Source organism: Aquimonas voraii, from assembly GCF_900101825.1.
GTDB classification, from domain to species: domain Bacteria; phylum Pseudomonadota; class Gammaproteobacteria; order Xanthomonadales; family Xanthomonadaceae; genus Aquimonas; species Aquimonas voraii.
Map to the genome: position 1 here is coordinate 486,866 of NZ_FNAG01000002.1, position 24,174 is coordinate 511,039.

General features: G+C 67.5%; 16 protein-coding genes and 1 tRNA gene. 7 read left to right on the plus strand and 10 right to left on the minus strand.

Translation table 11 applies throughout. The features are described from left to right. The first annotated feature begins 42 nt into the window (after positions 1 to 42). Positions 43 to 1,080 carry a LacI family DNA-binding transcriptional regulator gene (locus BLP83_RS06720; RefSeq protein WP_091240436.1) on the plus strand — a complete coding sequence of 346 codons (1,038 nt, stop codon included), beginning with the start codon at positions 43 to 45 and terminating at the stop codon, positions 1,078 to 1,080. 33 nt (positions 1,081 to 1,113) lie between these two features. On the opposite strand, the gene BLP83_RS06725 is transcribed toward BLP83_RS06720, so the two are convergent. From BLP83_RS06725 to BLP83_RS06755, 7 genes are all read right to left on the minus strand, one after another. Then, positions 1,114 to 2,679: a sodium/sugar symporter gene (locus BLP83_RS06725; protein WP_091240439.1), complete on the minus strand. Its 1,566-nt coding sequence runs from the start codon at positions 2,677 to 2,679 to the stop codon at positions 1,114 to 1,116. 237 nt (positions 2,680 to 2,916) lie between these two features. After that, positions 2,917 to 5,586 (minus strand): TonB-dependent receptor, encoded by a 2,670-nt coding sequence (locus tag BLP83_RS06730; protein WP_091240440.1) that lies wholly within the window; start codon positions 5,584 to 5,586, stop codon positions 2,917 to 2,919. 157 nt (positions 5,587 to 5,743) lie between these two features. Beyond that, positions 5,744 to 8,083, minus strand: coding sequence for a glycoside hydrolase family 3 protein (locus BLP83_RS06735; RefSeq protein WP_091240910.1), 2,340 nt, complete (start codon positions 8,081 to 8,083; stop codon positions 5,744 to 5,746). A gap of 630 nt (positions 8,084 to 8,713) precedes the next feature. Continuing rightward, positions 8,714 to 9,484 carry a TatD family hydrolase gene (locus BLP83_RS06740; protein ID WP_091240442.1) on the minus strand — a complete coding sequence of 257 codons (771 nt, stop codon included), beginning with the start codon at positions 9,482 to 9,484 and terminating at the stop codon, positions 8,714 to 8,716. A gap of 14 nt (positions 9,485 to 9,498) precedes the next feature. Beyond that, a complete protein-coding gene (locus BLP83_RS06745; protein WP_091240444.1) occupies positions 9,499 to 9,774 on the minus strand; it encodes a DUF6116 family protein in 276 nt (91 codons plus the stop codon). A gap of 309 nt (positions 9,775 to 10,083) precedes the next feature. After that, positions 10,084 to 11,418, minus strand: coding sequence for a DEAD/DEAH box helicase (locus BLP83_RS06750; RefSeq protein ID WP_091240445.1), 1,335 nt, complete (start codon positions 11,416 to 11,418; stop codon positions 10,084 to 10,086). Positions 11,419 to 11,711: 293 nt separating this feature from the next. After that, the gene (locus BLP83_RS06755; RefSeq protein ID WP_091240448.1) at positions 11,712 to 12,287 is read right to left on the minus strand and encodes a C40 family peptidase; all 576 of its coding nucleotides are present in this window, start codon (positions 12,285 to 12,287) and stop codon (positions 11,712 to 11,714) included. Here BLP83_RS06755 and BLP83_RS06760 point away from each other — a divergent pair. Then, positions 12,286 to 12,765: an FKBP-type peptidyl-prolyl cis-trans isomerase gene (locus BLP83_RS06760; RefSeq protein ID WP_091240451.1), complete on the plus strand. Its 480-nt coding sequence runs from the start codon at positions 12,286 to 12,288 to the stop codon at positions 12,763 to 12,765. The two genes, BLP83_RS06755 and BLP83_RS06760, sit on opposite strands and share 2 nt — an antisense overlap. Positions 12,766 to 13,059: 294 nt before the next feature. On the opposite strand, the gene BLP83_RS06765 is transcribed toward BLP83_RS06760, so the two are convergent. Beyond that, positions 13,060 to 13,144, minus strand: a tRNA-Leu gene (locus tag BLP83_RS06765). A 121-nt stretch (positions 13,145 to 13,265) separates the two neighbouring features. Here BLP83_RS06765 and rnr point away from each other — a divergent pair. The 3 genes from rnr to BLP83_RS06780 all read left to right on the plus strand — a co-directional run bounded on the left by rnr (position 13,266) and on the right by BLP83_RS06780 (position 17,231). Further along, entirely contained in the window at positions 13,266 to 15,674 is a 2,409-nt protein-coding gene (gene rnr, locus BLP83_RS06770; protein WP_091240452.1) for a ribonuclease R, read from the plus strand. Next, positions 15,671 to 16,399, plus strand: a complete 729-nt coding sequence (gene rlmB / locus BLP83_RS06775; protein WP_091240455.1) for a 23S rRNA (guanosine(2251)-2'-O)-methyltransferase RlmB — start codon at positions 15,671 to 15,673, stop codon at positions 16,397 to 16,399. The genes rnr and rlmB overlap by 4 nt, the downstream gene beginning before the upstream one ends. A gap of 163 nt (positions 16,400 to 16,562) precedes the next feature. Beyond that, on the plus strand, positions 16,563 to 17,231 hold the full coding sequence (locus BLP83_RS06780) for a hypothetical protein (RefSeq protein ID WP_091240457.1): 669 nt from the start codon (positions 16,563 to 16,565) through the stop codon (positions 17,229 to 17,231). A gap of 55 nt (positions 17,232 to 17,286) precedes the next feature. Here the strand turns inward: BLP83_RS06780 and metF are convergent, their stop codons facing one another. Beyond that, complete coding sequence (gene metF, locus BLP83_RS06785; protein ID WP_091240913.1) at positions 17,287 to 18,111, minus strand: methylenetetrahydrofolate reductase [NAD(P)H]; 825 nt, start codon at positions 18,109 to 18,111, stop codon at positions 17,287 to 17,289. Positions 18,112 to 18,387: 276 nt separating this feature from the next. Between metF and hemP the strand changes: the two genes are divergently transcribed. Continuing rightward, positions 18,388 to 18,606 carry a hemin uptake protein HemP gene (gene hemP, locus BLP83_RS06790; protein ID WP_091240459.1) on the plus strand — a complete coding sequence of 73 codons (219 nt, stop codon included), beginning with the start codon at positions 18,388 to 18,390 and terminating at the stop codon, positions 18,604 to 18,606. A gap of 364 nt (positions 18,607 to 18,970) precedes the next feature. Beyond that, positions 18,971 to 19,495 (plus strand): hypothetical protein, encoded by a 525-nt coding sequence (locus BLP83_RS06795; protein WP_091240461.1) that lies wholly within the window; start codon positions 18,971 to 18,973, stop codon positions 19,493 to 19,495. 335 nt (positions 19,496 to 19,830) lie between these two features. Here the strand turns inward: BLP83_RS06795 and pulA are convergent, their stop codons facing one another. Continuing rightward, a complete protein-coding gene (gene pulA, locus BLP83_RS06800; protein WP_176764042.1) occupies positions 19,831 to 24,024 on the minus strand; it encodes a pullulanase-type alpha-1,6-glucosidase in 4,194 nt (1,397 codons plus the stop codon). Positions 24,025 to 24,174: the final 150 nt, after the last annotated feature.

The following is a 24,174-nucleotide window of genomic DNA, read 5'->3' on the forward strand; positions in this document are numbered from 1 at the left end:
GCCGTCCGATGGCCGGTGCGGTCCAGAAGGGGAATGCAAGGTATGACGGGTCGCGTCACCATCGACGACGTTGCCGAGGCTGCGGGCGTATCGCCCAAGACGGTCTCGCGGGTCATCAACAACGAGCCGAATGTGCGTGAGCAGACCCGGCAGCGCGTGCGCACGGCGATCGAGAAGCTCGACTTCCGGCCGGATCCGTCCGCGCGCAGCCTGGCGGCAAGCCGCTCCTATCTGATCGGCGTGGTGTACGACAACCCGTCCGACAGCTACCTGATGGAGATCATCAGCGGCGTGCTGGATACCTGCCAAGCGCAGCATTACCAGACGCTGCTGTGTCCGCTGCGCTTCGATCGTGCCGATCTGCTGCGCGAGGTCGATTCCATGCTCGCGCAGTCGCGACCGGGTGGACTGGTGCTGACCCCTCCGCTGACCGACGACGACGCACTTCTGGCGCATCTGCGCGAGCGGGGTGTACCGTTCGCCTGCATTTCGCCCAAGCGTCCCGAAGGGTGTGGCGTCACTTTCGATGAACGCCAGGCGGCGCGCGACATCACCGCGCATCTGATCGAGCTGGGGCACCGCCGCATCGCACATGTCTGCGGGCATGTGGCACACGGTGCCTCGCGCTGGCGTGTGGATGGCTATCGTGATGCGCTGCTTGGCGCCGGGATCGCTTTCGACCCGGAACTGCTGGTGCAGGGCGAGTTCTCGTTTGATTCGGGCATGCAGGCAGCGCGCATCCTGCTCGACCTCGAAGACGCGCCGACCGCGATCTTCGCCGCCAACGACGACATGGCGGCGGGCGTGGTGCGCGTCGCGCTGGAGCGTGGCCTGTCGGTGCCCGGAGAGCTCTCGGTCTGCGGATTCGACGATATCCCCATCGCGCGCCAGATCTTTCCTGCACTCAGCACCGTTCATCAGCCGGCGCGGGAGATGGGCGCGACCGCCGCCGCCGAGCTGCTCAAGTGCATGCGTGACCCCGGGCAGGCGGAGATGCGCAGGGTTCCCTACAGCCTTTGCCTGCGCGCCAGCTCCGGCCCGGCGCCCAAGTCCCGGCGTGTCGTCAGGCACCTGCGGTGAGTGCGGCTTGTGCTGGATTCGCATCGATGGAATTCAGCCAAGGCCCGCGTAGATCGCGATCAGCACGGCGGTCACCGCGGCGGCCCCCATGTTGAAGGCGCCACTGGTGGCGAAACCTCCCGCGGGCAGCGCTTGCGACTTCACCTGCACCTTCCAGCCCTGCAGGGCTGAAATGCCCAGCGCCAGCGCGCAGCAGGCCAGGAAGACGTAGCCCACCCGGTCCATGAATGGCAGGTCGGGCAGCCAGGTGCGTGCGGCCATCGACAGCACGAAGGAGCCCAGCGCGGCGGCAAGTGCGCCGAGCGCCGTCGTCTGCCGCACGAACACGCCGAGCAGGAAGATCGCGCAGATGCCCGGGGTGAAGAAGCCGGTGAATTCCTGGATGTACTGGAAGGCCTGTTCGAAGCCTCCCAGCAGGGGGCGTGCGCACACTACCGCTACCAGCAGGGATACGGCACCGGCGATGCGGCCGCTCCGCACCAGGCCATGCTCGCTGGTTCGGGGGCGGAACTGCCGCAGCAGATCCATCGTGAACAGGGTCGCCACCGAGTTCATCATCGAGCCCACGGACGACACGATGGCGGCGATCAGGGCAGCGAAGATCAGCCCGCGGATGCCGGAGGGGGCGAGCTTCATCATTTCGGGATAGGCCTGGTCGGGCTTTGCCAGATCGGGACTGAGGAGTACCGCCGCCATCCCCGGAATCACGATGATCAGCGGCATCAGCAGCTTGAGAAAGGCCGCGAACAAGATGCCCTTTTGGGCCTCTTGCAGACTGCCCGCTGCCAGCGCGCGCTGGATGATGTACTGGTTGAAGCCCCAGTAGGACAGATTCATCACCCACATGCCGCCGAGCAGCACGCTGAGGCCCGGCAGGTTCGACCACTGCGGGTTGTCGGGCGAGAGGATCATGTCGAAGCGCTCGGGCATGCGCGCGTACATCGTGGAAAGGCCGGCCCAGGCGCCTGCGCCCCCGGACACCTTGTCGAGCGCGATCCACGCGACCAGCAGGCCACCGAGCACCAGCAAGGCCACCTGGATGATGTCGGTCATCGCGACGGCGCGCAGGCCGCCGTAGAGCGAGTAGGCCAGCGCGAATACGGCCAGGGCGATCAGGCCGAGCGTCATGTCGAGGCCGCTCAACGCATGGATCGCCAGCGCACCCAACCACAGCACGGAAGTGAGGTTCACGAACACGTAGACGCCGAGCCAGAACACCGCCATCACGGTTTTCACGCTGCGGTCGTAGCGCTGCTCCAAGTACTGCGGCATGGTGTAGATGCCCGAGCGCAGCAGCACTGGCAAGATGAATTTGCCGACCAGGATCAGGGTGATCGCAGCCATCCATTCATAGCTCGCGATAGCCAGGCCCATCGCGAAGCCCGAGCCGGACATGCCGATGATCTGTTCAGCCGAGATGTTGGCCGCGATCAGCGAGGCGCCCACTGCCCACCAAGGCAGGGCGCGACCGGCGAGAAAATAATCGTTGGCATTGCGCTCGTGTCCGCGCGGCTCGCGCGAGATCCAGGTGGCGAGCGCAATCAGGCCGACGGCGTAAATCGCGACGACGGCGAGGTCGAGAGTCGAGAGTGCGGACACGGCATCTCCTTGGCGCGTGTGGCGGACCTTGGGTGTGGATCAGAAAAGGACGGCGCGGAGACGGGGAGAACTGCGCGCCGTTTGGCCAGAGTGCTGCGCCGCGAGGGGGCGGCCTGCCACAACCGGCGCGCGGCGGGAGAAGCGCCGCGCGCCGATGAAGCGGTTGAACCGATGCGACTCGATCCCGAAGGTGGCTGTGCGTCGCGGGCCGTGCAGCGTGCGACGCGTCCGCTGGTTTTAGAATTGGTATCGCACGCGCAGTCCGTAGGTGCGCGGATCATTCAGGAAGCGGATGTTCAGCTGCGAACCCACCAGGGCCTTCTGCGAGACATCATCCCCGAGCAGGTTGGAGCCCCAGATCTCGAAGCGCCAATTGCTGTTCGTCGGGCTGTAGCCGGCACCGGCGTTGATGGTGGTGTAGGCGCTCTGGCGATCGGGGAATCCGGCGGCAGCAGCGCTCTCCACGCGGTCGACCGTCCCGGCCGTGTCGGAGACGAAGACCACATCGCGATTGTTGAACTGGGTGAGATAGTAGGCCGAGCGATAGCTGGCCAGGATCTGCCAGTCGAACACGCCGTTGCCGAGGTCGAAAACGTGCTGCAGGCGCGCGTTGAGCGTCAGCTTGGAGGACAGAGGGAGCTCGTTGCCCGCGAGATCGATCTCCGAGGTCACGCCACCGAGGCCGTAGTCAATGCTGCGCACATCGGCCACCACGCCGCTTTTGATCTCAGTGTCGAGCAGAAGGGCGTTCAGGCTGAGCGTCCAGTCTTGCGAAAGGCTCAGCATGCTTTCGGCTTCGAGGCCCATGATCTCGGACTTGCCGACGTTGCGGTTGGCCAACGCGAAGCCGGTCGCTTCACCGGTCTCCGGGTTGAAGGCAATGGCGGTCAGATCCTGGAAGACCTGATCGCGGTAGTCGTAGTAGAAGCCGGCGAGGTTGAAGGTGGAGCGGCGACCCAGGAAGTCGAAACTCTGCTTGGAGCCCAGTTCGAAGGCGGTGATCTTCTCCGGCTTGTAGGTTTCCGGAATCACGTTGATATCGAAGCTGTCGTTGAAGCCGCCGGACTTGTGGCCGGTACTGACAGTTCCGTACAGCAGGTGATCGTCCGAGAGATCTTTCTCGAACCCGATGCGCCAGTCGTTGAAATTGAACTCGCTGCTGCCCTCCTGCTGCGCGGGAATGCCCAGCGAGATCCACGGGTGCGAGCCGGCAGGTGTGCAGCTGAGGTTGTCGCCGCCGGTGTCTTGGCGGTCGACACAGCCGCCGTTGGGATTGGTGCCGTCCGCGATCGGCCCGATCTGCTGGAAGATCGTGTCGTTGCGGCCCGCCGCCAGGATGCCCTGCAGCAGGAAGCGCGCGCGGTCGGCGTTCGTGGTGATGCCGCGGACATCGAAGTTGGGACGCCGTGTCAGCGCCGGCAGGAAGCCCGGTGTGCCGAGACGCACCGAGAAGCAGCAGCCATCCTCGGCGCCGAGGCCGATCGTCCAGTTGCCGCCGATGCCATACCGGTACTTCGATTCATCGGTATAGCGCAGGCCGCCCTTCAGCCGGAAGGTGTCGCTGACATCGAAGGTTCCGTCTCCGAACACCGCCCAGGACTTGCCATTGACGTCCGGCATGGTGAATTCGGTGCCGGAGTAGAACACGCCCTTGTCGGCCAGCGAGAACAGGCCCACTTTCTGGTCTTCGTTGAAGTAGAAGCCGCCCGCCGTCCAGCGGAACCGCGCCGAGTCGGGGGAGAACACCAGCAGCTCGTGGGTCTGGGACTCCGACAGCGTTTCCCAGTAGTTCGTCGAGAACAGGTCGTAGTCCGGACGGGTGGCGTCCCCGCTGCCTGGCGGGCGCGGCTCGAGGTTGCGGCCCGGCCAGGTGACACCCGCGCTGTTGGCATTGGTCTGCGTGTAGTCGACATCGCGGAAGGATGTGTTGTATTCCACCCGCAGGCCGCCGAAGTCATAGCCGACGCTCGCCATGACGCCCTTGTTGGTCGAGTCGAGCTTGCCCTGGATGCCGTAGTAGACGACTTCGCGAAGATCGATGTCATCCGGCGCGAACCCTTCGAGGGCGGCGCCATAGATGTTGGCGCCGGGGTATCCGGTGCCGCCTTCCTGGCCGTAATCGGCCATCAGGAACACGCGCAGGGCCTCGTTCGGCTCCCAGAGAAAGGAGAGGCGTGCCGCGTCCTCGTTCTGGAAGCCCGCCGGCTTCAGGGAAGGGTCGCCAACGTTCTTGTACGAGGTCTCCTTCTCGACGTGGTAGCCGGAGATGCGCATTGCGGCGGTGCGACCGATCGGCAGGTTCAAGCCGAACTCGCCGCCGACGTGGTCGCGGCTGCCGAACTCGCCAAGCACATAGCCGCCCGTCTCGCCGAGTTGAGGCTTGACCGTGACGATGTTCAGGGTGCCGCCCAGCGCATTGCGGCCGCGCACCGTGCCCTGCGGACCCTTGTTGACTTCGACGCGCTCGACGTCGAAGAACATCGCGCCGAGGCCGCGCGGACGCGCGATGTAGGCACCGTTGATGTGGGGAGCAGCGCCAGGATCGCCCAGCTCGGTGTTGTTCGAGGAACCGACGCCGCGGATGAAGATCTCCACGTTGCCTTCCTGGTTGGCGATGCTGAGACCGGGAATCGCGACCTGCACGTTGCGCAGTTCGTTGTTGATGCCCAGCGATTTCAGTTCTTCGCCGGTGTAGGCCTGCGCCGTGCCCCCGTACTTCTGCAGGTCCTGTTCGCGTCGATCCACGGTCACGGTGACCGTGTCCAGCTGCTTGGCCCGCTCTTCAGCGGAGGATTCCTGCGCGACTGCAGGCGCTGACAGGACCACCGCGGTCAGGGCCACGGCGGTGGCGACGGCGAGTCGATGACGGCGCGGCGTCGGCCGGCCCAGGTGGTTGGTGCTGCGCATTGTCGAACCCCTCCCGGCGCCTGCGGCTGTCTACGCCCGTACGCCCGTTGCTGTTTTCCCAAGCTCTCCCGTCGCGTCGCGGCGGGCGTCCTCATCGCATCGATCGGCTGGATCGATGCTGTGCTGCTACTTCAGGCCTCGATACGCTCGCCCGAATTCATCGGGGAGAAGAACATTCCACGACGGCATCCGCATCGGTGCCCAGTTCGACACTGGCGATGCGCAGGTCGGTGCCGCGATCTGCGGACAGCCGCAGCACCGTATCGACCCGCTGTGTGGCGAGTCCTGCGCTGCGCAGGCATTTGAGGGGCAGGGCAAGCCGCTGCCACGCGCCCAGACGCGCGCCCAGCGCGGAGCCGACCTCCAGCGCCGCACCGCAGTCATCGCCGCAACCCATGCCGAGCCGTATGCTTCCCTCTCCGAGTGCATCGACCCGAAGACGCACCACCAGACGCACATCGCCATTGGTTTCGCGCTCGATGTCGATGGCCTCGGCGAGGCTGAGCTTCAGTTCGGCAGGCCCCGACCACTGCAGGCGGCGGGCGTCTTCCTGGGCTTGGTAATCGACGGCGCGGATGCCCAGCTGGCCAGCGGGGCTGTGCGCGGGCCCGTTGCCTTCAATTCTCTGCACGCCGTCGGCATCGACCAGCTCGAAGTGGGCACCCGGTGCCAGGCTGCCACGCGCGAACCACTGTCCCGCTCGCGGAGCTGCAGGAAGGTCGATCTGTTCAGGCAGGGGCGGTACTTCACCGGGTTCGCCGTAGCGCAGGCCGTGGCCGAAGGCGAACAGAGGGGCATAGCCGTCGTCGCCGACGTTGAGCTGGTACTGGTCGGGCCGCGCCGGCCACGAAAAAGGCAGCCGTCCGTGGAAATCGTGCTGGATGGACCCATCAGCGGCACGTAACAGGACATCGGCGACGCCACCGCCCTCGCTGCCCGGCAGCCACGCCGCCACGAAGGCGTTGGCGGCATTGAGCTCGCGGTTGACCCAGAGTGGCCGACCGGACAGAAACACCGCAACCACCGGGATGTTGTCGCCGCGCAGCCGACGCAGCAGCTGCAGGTCGCGCTCGTCGTCGGGTCGATACACCAGGGTGTCGATATCGCCCTGGAACTCGGCGTAGGGGTCCTCGCCGAACACCACGACCGCGATGTCGGGTCGGGTCTCGAAACGTCCATCGACCGCCAGTTCGGCCGAGCCGCCAGCCGCTTCGATCTGAGTGCGAAGGCCCTGCCAGATCGACGTCGCGCCAGGGAAATCCGAGGGCTGGGTGCCCGTGCCCTGCCAGGTCAGCGTCCAGCCACCGCTTTGCTTGGCCACGCTGTCCGCACCGTCGCCCGCGACACCGATGCGTGCGCGCGGATTCAAGGGCAGCAGTTGCCCTTCGTTCTTCAAAAGCACGAGTGAGCGCCGCACGGCTTCGCGGGCGACGAGGCGATGGCCATCGGCACCGATCAGCTCGAAGCGGCCCCCCAATGCACGCTTCGAGGGCGGGGGCGCGTCCATCAGCCCTGCAGCAAGCTTGACGCGCAGGATTCTCGAGACCGCCTCGTCCAGTCGTTCCGGGCTCAGCCGCTTGGTGCGCGCGGCCTTGAGCGTGTTGTCAAACAGCTGGCGCCAGCTGTCCGGGGCCATGAACATGTCGACGCCGGCTTCGATCGAAGCGGGACAGTCGGTCGGCGTGCAGCCGGGAATCTGACCGTGCCCGTTCCAGTCGCCAACGACGAAGCCGTCGAAACCCATGCGTCCCCGCAGCACATCGGTGAGCAGGCCGCGGTGTCCGTGCAGCTTGATGCCGTTCCAGCTCGAGAAGCTGGCCATGACACTCTGTACGCCTGCTGCGATTGCCGGCGGATAGCCCGCCGCATGCACATCGCGGAGCTCGGCCTCGCTGACGCGGGTGTCGCCCTGGTCGCGGCCGTCCGTCGTGCCGCCATCGCCCACGAAGTGCTTGGCGGATGACAGCACTTTGTCCTCGCCGAGGAAGCCCGGCGTGCCGGGTTCTCCCTGCAGGCCATGCACGACCGCGGCAGCGTAGCTGGCGACCACCGCAGGATCTTCCGAGAAGCCCTCGTAGGCGCGGCCCCAACGGTCATCGCGGGGTACGGTCAGGGTCGGGGCGAAGGTCCATTCGGCGCCGGTGACGCGCAGTTCGCGCGCGGTGATCTCGGCGATACGCTGGACCAGCTCCGGGTCGCGCGCGGCGCCAAGGCCGATGTTGTGCGGGAACAGAGTTGCCCCGATCACGTTGTTGTGGCCATGCACGGCGTCAATGCCGAACAACAGGGGGATGACCGTGCCGCGTCGACTGGCGTTGGCCGCATGAAAGGCGTCCGCCAGAGCAAGCCATTCCTGGGCGGTGGCGTAGGCTTTTCCGCCCGGAGCGGAGTTGCCGCCGGCAAGTATGGAGCCGAGTGGGTAGCGCTGCAGGTCCTCGGGCTGGATGCTGGCGATGTCAGCCTGGATGATCTGGCCGACCTTCTCTTCCAGGCTCATCTGCGTGAGCAGCTGGCGGACGCGGGTCTCGATGGCTTCCTCGCGCTTCGCGCCCGACCGCGTCTCAGGCCAGACCGCTGGATTTGTTTCCGCCGACAGGTCTGTGGCGGCCGAGGCAAGGCACGGAGCCGCCAGTGCGAGTCCCGTCGCCAACACGGCGAAGCGCAGCGTTCCCGCTCGTGAAGGCGTTCGCCTGGCCGCAGAAACCCGCGCCGCGGACTGCACAGGGCAGCCGGCTGATTCAAGTGAATTCACGATGTCCCTCCCGCCGCTTGATCCGCGCTCGCATGGGGCGAACGTTCGGGCGTCTTGATGCGCCGTGGACGCTAACTTTGCCCAAACTGACATCGCTGTCAATCACTTTCTGAGGCGCTGATCGAATTGTCCGTTGCCGGCTGCAATCGGCCTCCGGTTGGCTTCTGCGCTGCGTTCGCGATGACGGATCCCGCTGCGGGCCTGTGTCGAAATTCCGCTGCAGGGCAACGCGAAACAACTCAGCGTCGTCGCGCGACGTGGAGGAAGCGCCCGCGGATGGAGCACGCAAGTGCGTGCTCCAGCGCAAACGGGTCCGGACCTGTGCCGGACTCACGACCACGGATCAAGGCCAGGAGCGACTTGATCCGTGTTGTCCTAACGGGGAAGCGCGAACAGACGACGCGCGTTCTCGCTGCACTGTTCGGCGACATCCTCAACTGCATCGCCGCGAAGTTCGGCGATGCAGGCCGCGACTTCGGCTACGCGCGAAGGCAGGTTGCGCTGACCGCGGTAGGCCATCAGCGGCTGGTCGGGCGCGTCGGATTCGAGCAGCAGGAACTCGATCGGCATGGTCGAAACAAGCTCCCGCAGGCGCTGCGCGCGCGGGTAGGTCACCGGGCCGCCGATGCCCAGCAGGAAGCCCAGATCGAACAGCTGGCGCGCCTGCTCGGCGCTGCCGGCATAGCTGTGCACCACGCCACGCAGGCGGCCGCGATGGCGCTTCAGCGCAATCAAGGTCGCTTCGACCGCCCGTCGTGCGTGCAGGATCACCGGCAGGCCGGCGTCGGACGCGATCGCCAGTTGGGCCTCGAAGTAGTGCTGCTGCTCGGCCGGATCCAGTGCTTCGACGTACAAATCGAGGCCGAACTCGCCCACGGCCACCGGCCGCTCGCGCCGAACCCAGTCCTGCAGTGCGTCTAGATGCTCGCGCCGATGTTCGGCCAGGAACATGGGATGCAGGCCGTAGGCGGGGAACAGATCAGGCTCGCGCGCGCAGAGCGCGCGCAGGCCCGGCCAGCTGGCGGCGGTGACCGCCGGCAGCACCTGCGCCACCACGCCGGCCGCGCGCGCCTGCGCCAGCACCGCGTCGCGATCGGCGTCGAATTCGGGCGCATCGAGATGGCAGTGGCTGTCGATCAGCAGCATGGCGGCGGCGCGGCTCAGGGGCGGTCGACGCGGCGCGATTCGCCCTCGATCGGCGGGCGCCCACCGGCGGCATCGTCGGACGGCGGCTCTGGCTGTCGTCGCTGCCGCCAGCTGGCCAGCAGCAGGCCGCCGGCGAACAGCAGCAGCTCATCGACGAAGGGCAGGGGGTCGGGCACGAACAGGGTCACCAGAAACAGCAGGCCGGTCACCAGCGCCAGCTGCGGAAAGCGCAGGCGCTGCAGGTGACGGCGCAGAAAGTTCGGTAGCAGGGCGAGCAGGAAGCGGGGCATTGGGGAGCCGGGATTCGGGATTCGGGATTCGGGATTCGGGATTCGGGATTCGGGATTCGGGATTCGGGATTCGGGATTCGGGATTCGGGATTCGGGATTCGCGGACCGGGCCTCGCGAGCATCAAGCCCACGGCTTTGCGCATTTGCCGAGCGTAGCGTGACTGGCCTGCCCGCATGTTTCCCTGCGCTGAACCGCTCGGCTCGTGGTGCGGGAGATGCGGCAGGCCCACAACGTGACAGGCCCGCGCATGGCGGGCCTGTCGGTGCTTCAGCGAGGCCGGCGCGGGATCCGCGCAGGCTTGGTCGTGCTCAGCGGCTGCGCTCGCCGCCCTGGGCGCGACGCGGCGGGTTGGCGTGCTGCCCCTGGGGCTTCGGGGTGGCGTTGCCGCCGCCCGTGCCTTGACCGCCCGGACGACCGCCACCGCCGCCGCGACGTCCGCCGCCGCCGCGGCGCGCCTGCGGTTTGGGTGCGCCATTCGGACGCGGGGCCGGGCGGTTCACCTGCAGGGGCTGCGTCGGCTCGAAGCCGGGGATGACCTCCTGCGGAATCTCGCGGCCAATCAACTTGTGGATGTCGCGCAGCTGGCCGACTTCCTCGTGGCAGACCAGCGAGATCGCGTGGCCGGTGCTGCCGTTGCGGCCGGTGCGGCCAATGCGGTGCACGTAGTCCTCGGCCACCATCGGCAGGTCGAAGTTGATGACGGCAGGCAGCTGGTCGATATCGATGCCGCGAGCGGCGATGTCGGTGGCCACGAGCGTGCTGATGCGGCCCGACTTGAAGTCGCCCAATGCCTTGGTGCGCGCGCCCTGGCTCTTGTTGCCATGGATGGCAGCGGCGCGCAGGCCGGCGGCTTCGAGCTGGCGGACCAGTCGATCAGCACCGTGCTTGGTGCGGCTGAACACCAGTGTCTGCCGGCGGCTGTCCTGGCTCAACACATGCAGCAGCAGGTCGCGCTTCTTGGCGGTATCGACCGGGTACACCACGTGCTCGATCATCGCCACCGTGCTGTTGCGCGGGGTGACCTGGACTTCGGCCGGGTTCTTCAGGAACTGCTGGGCCAGCTCGCGAATGGGGTCGGCAAAGGTGGCCGAGAACAGCAGGGTCTGACGGGTGTGCGGTACGCGCGCGACGATGCGCTTGATCGCCGGCAGGAAGCCCATGTCGAGCATGCGGTCGGCCTCGTCCAGCACCAGCACCTCGATGTGCGACAGATCGATGGTGCCCTGGCCCATATGGTCGATCAGGCGGCCGGGCGTGGCCACGAGAATGTCGACGCCGCGGCGCAGGGCGTCAATCTGCGGGCTCATGCCGACGCCGCCGAAGACCGTGGTCGAGCGGATGCGCAGCTGCTTGCCGTAGTCGCGGATGCTCTCCTGCACCTGGGCTGCGAGTTCGCGGGTCGGGGTCAGCACGAGCGCGCGCGGGCGCTTGCCCTGCGCCGGCTGGCCGCCGGCGAGGCGCTGCAGCAGCGGCAGCGCGAATGCTGCGGTCTTGCCGGTACCGGTCTGGGCGCCGGCCAGCACGTCGCGGCCTTCCAGCACCAGCGGGATGGCCTGCTGTTGGATTTCGGTGGGCTGCGTGTAGCCGAGGTCGGCCAAAGCGCGCAGCAGCGGGCTCGAAAGCCCGAGGGTTTCAAAAGACATTGGGAGTTCCATCAGGGGTCCCGAGCGCTCCCTGCAACCGCGCTCAAGGGATACATCGACTGGCGAGGATTCGCCTGCGACCGTCGACGCGAACACCGCGTCGAGGACAGCTCCGAGGATGGGAAAGGGCGGCGGCTGGACCCGGCGGTTCGTCCGCATGGCGCAGGGCCAGACGGAGAACTTGAGGCCCTGGGGAGAGCGCACGGCACCTCGGGGCAGGGCGGAGACTACAGCACCGGCCGGCCGCGGTCACTTCAATTCGTGTGAACCGGGCGCGATGCGACCGCTGGCGTTCACAGAATGCGCTTGGCGCCCAGGTAGTGATCGCGCCAGTAGTGGCCGTCCAGCGCGTCCAGCCGCACCGTGCCGCCGCTGCTGGGGGCGTGCACAAAGCGGCCCTCGCCCACATAGATGCCGGCATGGTTGACCCGGCCGCGCGCGCCGAAGAAGACGAGGTCGCCTGAAGCGAGGTCGGTTCGCCGCACCTCGCGGCCGCGCATGTCCTTCAGCTCGCGAGTGGTGCGGGGCAGCGCGAGTGCGGCAGCCTCGCGGAACACGTAGCCGATCAGGCCGCTGCAGTCGAAGCCGCCTTCGGGCGTGTTGCCGCCGAAACGGTAGGGCGTGCCGACCAGGGAGATGGCGAGGAACAGCACGTCCTGGGCGGCATGGCCAATGACGCCTGCGCGACCGTGCTCGGCCCGCGGCGGCGGGTTTGACGGCTCCTGCGGGCGCTTGGGCGCGGAGCCGCAGGCCGCCAGCGCCAGCAGGCCCAGCCCGAGCAGCAGCCGCGGCGCGCCGTGACGCGGGCTCGGGCGGCGGCTATCCTTGCGCGTTTCGTCCAATCCGTTCACCAGCGAAGACCCCAGCATGAAAGTCGAAGAAAACCGCGTCGTCCGTTTCCATTACACCGTGTCTGAAGGCGGCCGCGAAGTCGAGAGCTCGCGCAGCGTCGGCGAGCCGCTGGCCGTGCTGTTCGGCAAGGGTGGCCTGATCCCCGGCGTCGAGAAGGCGCTCGAGGGCCGCGAGGCCGGCGACAAGGTGCAGGCCGAAGTGAGCCCGGAGGAAGGTTACGGCCCCTACCGCCCCGAACTGAGCCAGCGCGTGCCGAAGAAGCACTTCAAGAACATGCCGCTGGCCGTGGGCCAGACGGTGGTGATGCAGACCCAGCAGGGCCCGCGCCCGATCACTATCAAGAAGGTCGGCATGAGCGTGGTCGATATCGACCTCAACCACCCGATGGCCGGCAAGCAGCTCAGCTTCGACATCGAGATCGTCGAAGTGCGCGAAGCCAGCGCGGAGGAGATCGATCACGGTCACGTCCACGGCGAAGGCGGCGTGCAGCACTGAGCCATCGGCTGCCTCCGCCCGCGCGGCGGAGGCAGCGGGATTCGGGATTCGGGATTTGCAGAGCGCCGGAGCCTGAGGTTCTCGCCGCGCAAACTTCTCCGCTGGAGAAGTTTGCGCGAGGCCTCGGATGAGGCGCAGGGCGAGGTCTGGGTTTCCGAGCTGCCAAGCCGGTTCTCGCTGTCGCAATCACTGCGGCGAAACTGAGCGCAGGTCTAAGAGGCTTCCGCCGTGTCGATTCCAATCGTCTGAAAAGCACAAGGCCCGCTCTTGCGAGCGGGCCTTGTGCTTTCGATCTGGTGCCCAGGAGAGGACTCGAACCTCCACGGGTTGCCCCGCTAGTACCTGAAACTAGTGCGTCTACCAATTCCGCCACCTGGGCAGGTGGTCTGCGATCTGCGCCTTGCGTTGCAGCACCGAAGAGCCGCGCACTTTACGGATCGCATTTGCGACTGTCAACGGGGTGGGCGAGGAAAATTTGAGGCGGGGTGTACCATGCGCGGATGAGTAAACGCCCAAGCAAACCCGGTCCGCGTCGCGGCACCGGCACCAAGCCTTCCAGCGGCGCGTCCGCTTCCTCTTCCAAGCCGCGCGGCAAGTCGTCCAAGCCGGCGCCCTGGCTGCCTGATTTTCCCCCGGCGCCGCTGCCGCCGCCGCCTTCGCGCACGGCCTCGCCGGACGATGTCCTGCCGCGCCCGCGCGGTCGCCTGCCCAAGCCGACCGTCGCCGACCCCTATGCCGAGCGGGAGGCGAGCAAGTACGAGAACCCGATCGCCAGCCGCGAGGCCATCCTCCAGCACCTCGAGGCCAAGGGTGAGCCGGTCACCGCCGAGGACCTCGCGGCCGACCTGCAGTTGACCGCACCCGAGCGCTTCGATGCCCTGGGCAATCGTCTGCGCGCGATGCTCCGCGACGGCCAGCTGCTGGTGAACCGTCGCGGTGGCTACGCGCCCGCCAAGAAGCTCGACCTGATCGCCGGCGTGGTGCTGGCCAATGCCGATGGCTTCGGTTTCCTTCGTCGCGATGCCGGTGGTGATGATGTGTTCCTGCCGCCGACGCAGATGCGCCAAGTGCTGCATGGCGATCGCGTGCTGGTCAGCATCACCGGCCTTGATCGCCGCGGTCGCCCGGAAGGCGCCATCGTCGAAGTCCTGGAGCGTCGCACCCAGCGCGTGGTGGGCCGCTTCCAGGAAGCCGACGGCATCGCCAGCGTCGTCCCCGATGATCGACGTATCCATCAGGAAATCCTGATTCCGCCGAATGCCCGCGGTGAAGCCCGCAGCGGTCAGATCGTGGTCTGCGAAATCACCCAGCCGCCGTCCTCCCATCGGCTTCCCATCGGCCGCATCCTCACGACCTTGGGTGAGGCGCTCACGGCCTCGCTGGCGGTGGAGATGGCGATCCACAGCCATGACATTCCCAATGTCTGGCCGCAGGACGTCTTGGAGCAGGCGGCGGGCGTCAGCCTTGAGGTCGGTGCCCATGAGATCGGCGAACGCGTCGATCTGCGTGACCTGCCGCTGGTCACCATCGACGGTGAAACCGCTCGCGACTTCGATGACGCCGTGTACTGCGAGACGACCCGCAGCGGCTACCGCCTGATCGTCGCCATTGCCGACGTCTCGCACTACGTGCGCCCGGGCACGCCACTCGATGACGAGGCCCAGAAGCGCGCGACCTCGGTCTACTTTCCGGGCTACGTGGTGCCGATGTTGCCGGAGACGCTGTCCAACGGCATCTGCTCACTGAACCCGAAAGTGGATCGCATGTGCTTCGTCTGCGACATGCGCATCAACGCCGATGGCGAGGTGACCAAGTCGAGTTTCTACGAGGCCGTGATGCGTTCGCATGCGCGCCTGACCTACACCCAGGTCTGGGCGGCGGTCGGTGAGCAGGACGAAGGCGCGCGCGCCCAGTTGGGCGGCGTGCTACCGCACGTCGAGAACCTGTACGCGCTGTATCACGTGCTGGCCGCGCAGCGGCAGCGCCGCGGTGCGATCGAGTTCGAGAGCACCGAAGTGGACTTCCGACTCGGCCCGGCCGGCGAGGTCATCCAGGCTGCACCGCAGCCTCGCAACGATGCCCACAAGCTGATCGAGGAGTGCATGATCGCGGCCAATGTGCAGGCTGCGCTGTACCTCCTGAAGAAGAAGATCCCGGCGCCGTACCGCGTGCACGACCGCCCGCCGGAATCCAAGTACGGCGAGCTGCTGGAGTTCCTGAAGGGCTTCGGCTTGAAGCTGCCGGAATGGTCGAAGGTGACCCCGGCCGACTACACTGCGCTGCTGCGCAAGATCCGCAAGCGCGACGACTGCGAGCTGCTGGAGACCGTGCTGCTGCGCTCGCAGGCGCTGGCCGTGTACCAGCCCGAGAACATCGGCCATTTCGGCCTGGCGCTGGAGGCCTACGCCCACTTCACCAGCCCGATCCGTCGCTATCCGGACCTGCTGGTGCACCGCGCGATCAAACACGCCCTGATCGGCGGCCGCGCCACCAGCTACCTGTACGCCGCGCACGACATGGCCGCGCTCAGCCTGCAGTGCAGCGAGCGCAGCCGTCGTGCCGAAGAGGCCGAGCGCGAGGTCGATGAGCGCTACCGCTGTGCCTTCATGGAGCGCCACGTCGGCGCCGAGTTCGACGGCACCATCGCCGGCGTCACCAGCTTCGGCCTGTTCGTCGAGCTGGATGAGTCGAAGATCACCGGTCTGGTGCATGTCACCCAGCTGCCCAACGACTACTACCACTTCGATCCGGCGCAGCGCCTGCTGCGCGGCGAGCGCCAGGGCCGCGTGCACCAGCTCGGCGACAAGGTGCGGGTGCTGGTGCTGCGTGCCTCGATCGAGGATCGCAAGATCGACTTCCGTCTGGTCGAGGGCGGCAAGAAGTCGAAGAAGGTGGGAGTCAGCCGATGAGTGACTGGATCGCCGGCATCAACGCCGTCGCCGCCGCGCTGGAGGCAGGGCAGGACCTTGCCGAAGTGCTGATCGACGGCAAGGCCAAGAACCCGCGTCTGGCCGAGATCGGCAGCGCGGCCAAGTCCGCCGGCATCGCCCTGCGCTTCGTGCCGCTCGACCAGATCGAGCGCCAGGCCGCGGGCGTGCGTCATCAGGGCGTGATTGCCCGCGTGCAGTCCACCCGCATCTGTGACGAGCGCGATCTGGAGGGCTTGATCACGGCAGCGGAGAAACCGCTGCTGCTGATCCTCGACGGCGTGCAGGACCCGCACAACCTCGGCGCCTGCCTGCGCTCCGCTGCGGCTGCCGGAGCGACTGCCGTCATCGTGCCCAAGGACCGCGCCGCCACGCTGACACCGACCGCGCGCAAGGTTGCCGCCGGCGGCGCGGAGCGCGTGCCCCTGGTGCGCGTGACCAACCTCGCGCGCTGCATGAAGGACTTGCAGGACGCCGGCATCTGGATCGTCGGCCTGGCAGGTGAGGCCGAGGCGAGCCTCTACAGCATCGATCTCAAGGGTCCGATGGCGATTGCCATGGGCGGCGAGGGCGAGGGCCTGCGGCGCCTGACCCGCGAGCACTGCGATTACCTTGCGAAGATCCCGATGTCCTCCGGTATGGAGAGTCTCAACGTGTCCGTCGCCGCCGGGATCAGCCTGTTCGAGGCCGTGCGACAGCGCACCTGAGCGCTCCAGCTGCGCGCGGAGGGCGAGCAGCCTGTCTGCCCCCGGCGCACCTAAAAGTGCAGGGCGCTCCGGCCGGGGCCGTGATGCGGGTGCGGTCGTCAACGCCTCGCAGTGTCGGCTCGGGACCAAGCTGGCAGACTGGGGCTTTCCTCGGAGGCTGGGCATGCTCGATGTTTCGCCTGCGACCTGTTTGATCGTGGCTGCCGCACTGCCGCTGCTGTTTTCGGTCGCGCTGTTCTGGCGTAGTCGTCGCCCAGCGGGTCTTGGCGGACGCCTGCTTCGCCTCGGGCTCGCCCTGGCGCTGGCGTTTTTTGCCTTGATCCTCGCGTTGTTGGGGCTGGCGATTTTCGGGTACGCGCGCCTGCTGCAAGAGACAGACGTGGCGACGTTGGCGGTCCGGCAGGTCGAACCCCAGCGTTTCGCGGTCGACCTTGGATTGCCGGACGGGACCCAGCATCGCTTCGAACTGACAGGCGACCAATGGCAGCTCGACGCGCGCGTTCTGCGATGGAGGCTGCCGGCCCTGCTTGCCGGTGCGCCCTCGCTGTACCGTCTGGAGCGTCTTTCCTCGCGCTATTCGGAGGCCGAACAGGAGCGCGAGGCGCCGCGCAGCGTGCATGCGCTGGGGGCGCAGGCGTTCCCCGATCTGTGGACGCTGCGCCGGCAGTTCCCGCAGTACCTCGGATTCGTCGATGCGGATTTTGGAAGCGGTGTGTATCTGCCCCTGATCGATGGCGCCCGCTACCGCGTCAGTCTCGGCCCGCGTGGCGGGCTGGTGGCTCGGCCTGCGGACGCGCAGACCGAACGCCTGTTGCAAGACGCCCGCTGGTGACGACACCCGGGCCCGCTGCGGATGGAGGCCAGGGGCTGCTCAAGAGGCGACAGGCTCAGCCGAGGCGTTCCAGAACGGCCAGGGTCGGTTTCGCCAGATTGAGCGAGTAGAAGTGCAGTTCGGGAGCCCCGCCCTCGATCAGGCGTCGGCACAATGCGGCGACGGCGTCCGCTCCGAATTCGCGCAGGGCAGCAGCGTCATCGCCGTAGGCTTGCATGCGCTTGGACATCCAGCGCGGAATCTCGGCGCCGCACATCTCCGAAAAGCGCTTCAGCTGGCTGAAGTTCGAGATCGGCATGATGCCCGGCACGATCGGTATGTCGATGCCTTCGCGTCGCACCGCGTCGACGAAGGCGAAGTAGGCGTCGGCGTTGTAGAAGTACTGGGTGATTGCCGAATTCGCGCCTGACCTGACTTTGGTGCAGAAGTGCTTGAGATCGGCGAGTGCGTCCTCGGCTTGCGGATGCACTTCCGGATAGGCCGCCACCTCGATATGGAAGTGATCGCCGGTTTCCTTGCGGATGAATTCCACGAGTTCGCTCGCGTAGCGGAAGTCGCCGGGTCGGGCCATGCCGGAGGGCAGGTCGCCGCGCAGCGCGACGATGCGCCGGCAGCCGATGGCGCGGTACTGCACCAGCAGCGTGCGGATCTCTTCGCGGGTGCCGCCCATGCAGGACAGGTGCGGGGCGGCGTCCAGTCCGTGCTGCTCGTGCAGACGGCGCACCGTGTCGGCGGTGTAGGACAGGGTCGACCCGCCGGCGCCGAAGGTGACCGAGACAAATCGGGGGGAATACGTCCTCAGCTTCTCTGCCGTTCGGTCGAGCTGCAGGCGCTGCTCGTCGGTCTTGGGCGGAAAGAATTCGAAGGACAGCGAGGGCAGGGCAGGCATGTATCTTTCTATCGCGATGGAAGGTATTGGTGATGGTAGCGGCATGCGCGCGCTGCGGAAAGCGGCCGCGTGCCCGGCATCCGTCAGGCGTCTGTGGCGTGCCAGCTCGTGGGGCGCGGAAGGCGCGGCGCAGGCCCGGTGGGCCGGGACGCCGTACAGGCAGTTTGGCCGCGTTGGCCTGGTCAGAACGCGGTGGTCGCTTGACTCGCAAATGCGAAGCATTATCATCTGTCGCGACGCAACCTTCAGCCCACGCGGAGAGCCGAGATGAGCTTGAACCCAGCCGTTTCCGAGATCGCCACCTGCTTGGATTTCGACCGTGTCGAGTCAGCATCGACGCAGGGAGCCGCCACGCGAGGGGCCGCGCGGGCGACCATCGACAGCCGGACCCTGCTGCGCGAAGGTCGCGAGCTGGTCATCCTGCACGGCGAGCACGAATACCGCCTGCGCCTGACCCAGAACGACAAGTTGATCCTCACCAAGTGATTCTCATCCGGTGATCCTCGCCGGGTGACCAGGCCCTGTCGCCGCCGCATCGGACGGGCCCGGGAAGCCAGCCTTCGGGGTCACGCCCCGCGGCACCTCGAGCGGCAGGCCGCCGCGCTGTGAATCAGCACGGCCCAGCCCTTTTTCGTCCCACCGGCCAGCCAGCGCCCCGGCGCCGCCAGCTCCGATCGACCGCTTCGGAGACGCAATGTCCCGTTCCGCATTCGCGCGTGATGCCTCAAGCGCCTTTCGCACCTTTTGCTGCGAACCGTCAAGCGTCGCCCAATTCGGGTGGGCGCAGAGGTGCGGCAGGCGGCAGGGGTGCGCTGTGGCGCCGGCTGCCCTCACCGGGAACCGTTGACCCGTGTTCGAACTCGATGCCGACACTGCGCTGGCCAACGAAGAGCGCGCGCTCGTAGCCGCCTCCGCAGGGCGTCGCCTGTCGGCGTCGACCCTGATCGCCCTGGGTCCCGTGGTGTGCCTGTTCCGTCGAGAGGACGAGGCGCGCCTGATCCTTGATCCCGCACCCCTGCTGGCACAAGCGCGTGCGAAGCTGATTTGCGAAGTCGATCCGGAGGGTCCGCGCGAGGCCCTACGCCTGGAGGATCGGGAAGGGCAGCCTATCCTGCAGCTCTGCCTGCTGCCCGACAGCGACTTCCTTGTCTGGGAGCGACTGCTCCTTGGCCTGTCGGCGGCTCCGATGCCCGACGAAGCGCTGTGCTGGCCTTCGTGGCGGGTGCGACTGCGCTGGCGCGCGCGGACGGGTCGATTCCTGGATACCCGCGGGAGTCTGCGCTTCCAGCCCTGCAGCGCGCCCATGTCGGCCTCCGGCCAGCGCATCGCCGAAGCCTGGTGCGCGCGTTATCACTGCGGGGCCTGTCTGCGCTGAAGCTTCGCGGATGGGGCATGGGTCGCGCGGTTCGCGGTTGCGGCGAGTGTCGAGTTCACGGTGGGCCAGGGCCCACCCCATGAGCACGTGCGCGCTCGCGGCCTTGGGGTGCTGCCGGCGCAGCTGCTACGCACAGGGTGGACCGTGGGCTGGAACCTTGCCCGGGTGTCTGAATAGGGTGGGCCTCGGCCCACCACGGGCTCGAACCTTTCGGAGCTTCTCGAATAGGGTGGGCCCCGGCCCGCCGCGGGCTCGAAGCCCGCACAGGTTTTCGAATAGGGTGGGCACCGGCCCACCACGGACTCGAATCCGCCTCGGTCCATCGACGGCTCAGCTCAGATCGACTCCACCAGCACCGCCGCATGCTCGACCAGGGTGCGCGCGGTCGCGGCCTCGATGTCGCCGACCAGGCTGGCCGCCACGACGATCCCGCTGAAGGCCAGCAGCGTGACACGTGCCGAGTTCCCACGCCCGCCCTGCAGGTGACGCTCGGTGCTGTCGAGCAGGCTCAGCAAGGCCTGCACGCGCGGCGCGCGGATCGCGCCGCTGTCGCGCGCGGCGGTCACATCGCTGCGCAGCAGGACAAGTTGTTCGACGGCGGAGCGCGCCTCGACAAACACCGCGCTGGTGCGAGCGCCGACCTCGAAGCGCCCGGCGGCAACCGTGCTGGCGCGCGTGCGGGCATCGGCTGAGCGGCGCAGCTGCGGATGCAGCTGCAGCGCGCGCGCCGCATGCTCGGGCAGCTGCAGCGTCGCGGCGTCTGGCCGCACGTTGATCAGCCCGAGGATGCGCTTCCACCGACGCTCCAACGCCCCGGCCTCGTCGGCCAGTTCGAAGGCGATCAGTCCTGGCAGCTGCTGCGGCCCGGTGTTGTGGAAGCGCAGATGCTGCTTGACCTGCTCGGCGGTGCGCAGACGGAACAGGCGCGAACTCATGCGCACCTGGCTCATCTCGGCGACGTGCTGCAGCGAGGCGTCCATCTGCGCGCGCTGTGGACGGCGGGAGACATCGGCCAGCAGCGGACGCAGCAGCGGCCACACACCCGCGTTCTTCTCCGCCGGCGGCAGGCCGCGGCTCCAGCCGTGCCGGTTGCGCGTCCAGTCGATCGCGTTGAACCAATCGCCGCTGTTGTAGCTGTCGCGGTCGCCCGACTTCGAGCGCAGGATCTCCTGCCCGGCGTGGAAGAAGGGAATGCCCTGGCCCAGCAGCATCAGGCTGTGGCCGAGGTTCTGCACGCGCACGCGCTCGTCGAGCGGGGTGGTGCTGGCGAGCTTCAGCTGCAGCACGTCGAACAGGGTTTCGTTGTCGTGGGCTTCGATGTACTTGATGTGCTCGGCCGGGTCGCCGGTGTAGCCCGCGCGCTGGCCGAAGTAGTCCACCTGGTCGGCGCGCACGCGCTGGCCCTGGGCATTGGTGAACTCGAAGTCGGCCAGATCGCCGGCAAGACCGATCCGCGCCAAATCGCTCAGATGCAGCAGCTGGGCCAACTCGCCCGAGCCGGCACCCTGGAATCCGTTCGGCGCCAGCGCCAGACCCGAGATGAGGCCCTGCTCGCGGATGTCGCCGAAGGGATTGCCACCGCGGATCGCGTCGCGCGAGCGGTCGCTGAAGGTGCCGATGCCGGTGCCGGCGAGGTTGGCCTGCGAGGCCTGGATGAAGCGCGCGTTGTTGGCGACCTCGCCGAAGTTCCAGCCCTCGCCATAGAGAATGATGCTGCGGCCATCCACGCCGTCACGCGCCAGGGTCAGCCGGTCGAGTGCAGCGCGCAGCTTCAGCAGGTTGTCGCGGCTGTGATGGGCCATCAGATCGAAGCGGAAGCCGTCGACGCGGTAGGCCCGCGCCCAGGTCAGCACCGAGTCGATCATCAGCCGCTCCATCATCGCGTGCTCGCTGGCGGTGTTGGGGCAGCAGCTGCTCTGCTCGACGTAGCCGGCGTTGTTCAGCCGGTGGTAGTAGCCGGGCACCACGCGGTCCAGCACCGACTTCGCGTTCTGGCCGGCGGCGTTGGTGTGGTTGTAGACCACGTCCATCACCACCCGCAGGCCCGAGAGGTTCAGGGCCTGCACCATCTGCCGGAACTCGCGGATGCGCGCCGGCCCATCGGGATCGGTCGAGTAGCTGCCCTCGGGCACGGTGTAGTGCCAGGGGTCGTAGCCCCAGTTGAAGCCATCGGCGTCGCGGATCGCCTCGGTCAAGGCCTGTTGCTGCTCGGAATCGGGCGGCAGCGCTTCGAGCTCGGCGAAGGGCACGGACTGCTGGTCCTGACGGCGCTCCGGGATGTTGGCCTGATCGAAGGCGGGCAGCAGATGCACATGGCTGAAGCCTGCCTTGGCCAGCCCGCGCAGATGACGCATGCCGGTCGAGGCAGGATGCGCGAAGGCCGCGAAGGTGCCGCGCTGGGCTGCGGGTACGCCTTCATCGGTCCAGCTGAAATCGCGGACGTGGAGCTCGTACAGCAGGCTGTCCTCGTGCGCGCGCAGCTCGGGCTTCGGCGTCAGCCTGAACAGCGGCGGCATCAGTGCCGCCTCGTCGAGGTCGACGATCTGCGAGAGCGTGCTGTCCGCGGCGAGGCTCAAGCTGTAGGGGTCGGTGACGCGGTTCGTCTCGATGCGGCGGGTCGTCGGCGCAAAGACCTCGACTTCGAACAGATAGAACTGGCGGTTCCAGTCGCGCGGGCCGCTGACGCTCCACACGCCGCTGGCGGCGTCGAAGCTCATCGCATGCCGCGTCGGCGCGGCGTTGGGGTTGCTGCCGGCAAAGCGCAGCAGCTCGACCCGACGCGCGGTCGGGGCCCACAGGTGCAGGCTGACGCCGCTGCCGGTGACCACGGGGCCCAGTGGGCGATCGGTGCGGTAGAGCGCATCCAGCACGCCGGGTATCTGCACGCCGGTCGCGTCCAGCGGGACATCTGCCGGGCTGCGCGCAGCCAAGGCGATCTGCCCGCGCAGGATCTGCGCGAGTTCGGCGCGCGGCAGCTCGGGCAGGCGCAGCGCCCGGTAGTTGGCCAGATGTGGCCAGCGCGCGCGCTGCTCGGCGCTCAGACCGCCAGCGATGACCTCCAGCGCAATGCTCTGGCCGTTCTCCACGCCGGCGCCAGTCAAGCGGAGGCTTGCGTCGGCACTGTGGTGGAGAGCGAAGCGGGCGTCATCGCTGCCGGCATTCCAGGCCAAGGTGCGCGCATCGATGAAGTGCGCGCGCGACTGCGCGAGGTTGCCGCGCGGCGCCACCGCGCTGCTGGAGATGCTCAACACCTTGCTGGCGCGATCGAAGCTGAAATAGGTCAGCCCGCAGCCTTCGGGCACATCGAAAGCGATGTTGGCGCCGCCGGGAGCGCCGCCAGCGCCGTAGTTTTCTGCCCAGCTCTCGTTGATTGCCATCTTGGCTTCGTAGCTGCCCGCAGGCAGCCGTGCCTCGAAGGTGGCGAAGCCGTCGTTGTCAGGGTCCTGCAGCCAGGCGGCGAGGCACTCGGGCTGCCAATCGCCCGCGCAGCCGAGTTCGCTCTGGAAGCTGCCGACGGCCACCGCGATCGGCGTGTTGCGGCTGTCGGTCACCCACTTCGTTCGGTTGGAGAAATAGAAGCGGATCGGCTGCCCGTCGGCGCTCAGCGCGATGTTGGCGCCGCCCGATGCGGCACCGGCGCCATAGTTCTCGTCCCAGCTGCCGTTGAGTGCGGCCTTGTACTCGTAGCTGCCGGCCGGCAGCAGGAACTCGCCGCGCCAGACATCGCTGCGGCTCGAATAGGTGAGACGTGAGGCTGTGCAGGCGGGCGACCAGTTGTCGCTGCAGCCCAACGCCTGCTGCAGGCTGCCGGCAATCGTCACGCTCGCAGGCTGCGGCGCCGCTGGCGCTGGCGCAACGGTGAGCTGATTGCTGAGGCCGTCGAAGCGGAATTCCTGCAGCGAACAGGCCTCGCCAACCTCGAAGGCGATATTGGCGCCGCCCTGCACGCCGCCGGCGCCGTAGTTCAGGTCCCAGGACTCGTTCATCGCCACCTTGGCTTCGAAGTTGCCGGCGGGCAGCGCGGCGGTGGCGCGGTACACGCCAACGCGTTCAGGGTCCTCCATCCAGCCGCGCAGGCAGGTCGGATCCCAGTCGTTGGCGCAGCCGATCGCGCGCTGGAAGCTGCCGACGGCCACGGGAATCAGCGAGCTCACCGGCTCGGTGATGAAATTCGTTCCGCTGCGGAAGTAGAACTTGAGTGAAGCTGGGTTCGTCAGGTTGAGCGCGATATTGCCGCCGCCGGGCGCTCCGCCGGCGCCGAAGTTGCTGTCCCAGCCGCCGTTCAGCGCGACCTTGTATTCGTAGCTGCCGGCCGGCAGGTCAAAGCGCGCCTGCCAGACCCCATCTTCCTCATCGAAGGCCAGCTGCGAGGCATCGCAGGGCGGCGACCAGTTCTCGCTGCAGCCGATGGCTTGCTGCAGGTTGCCGACCAGGGTGACGCGCTCGGGTTGGGGACTGTTCGCGTGCAGGCCGGTGGCGGCGACGAGGGCGAGCGCGAGGGCGGCTATGGAGGTGGCTGATCGGTACATTTGGGAGGCTCGAAAGACGGGCAGGAGAGATTCGTGATGTGTGCGCTCAGGCATCCGGGGCCTGTTAGCTCTTGCGAGCTTCGGTTGGAAGGGGCGCGGCATCGAGGGTGTTCGGCGCGATAGCCCCTCTCCCACAGGGAGAGGGGCTCA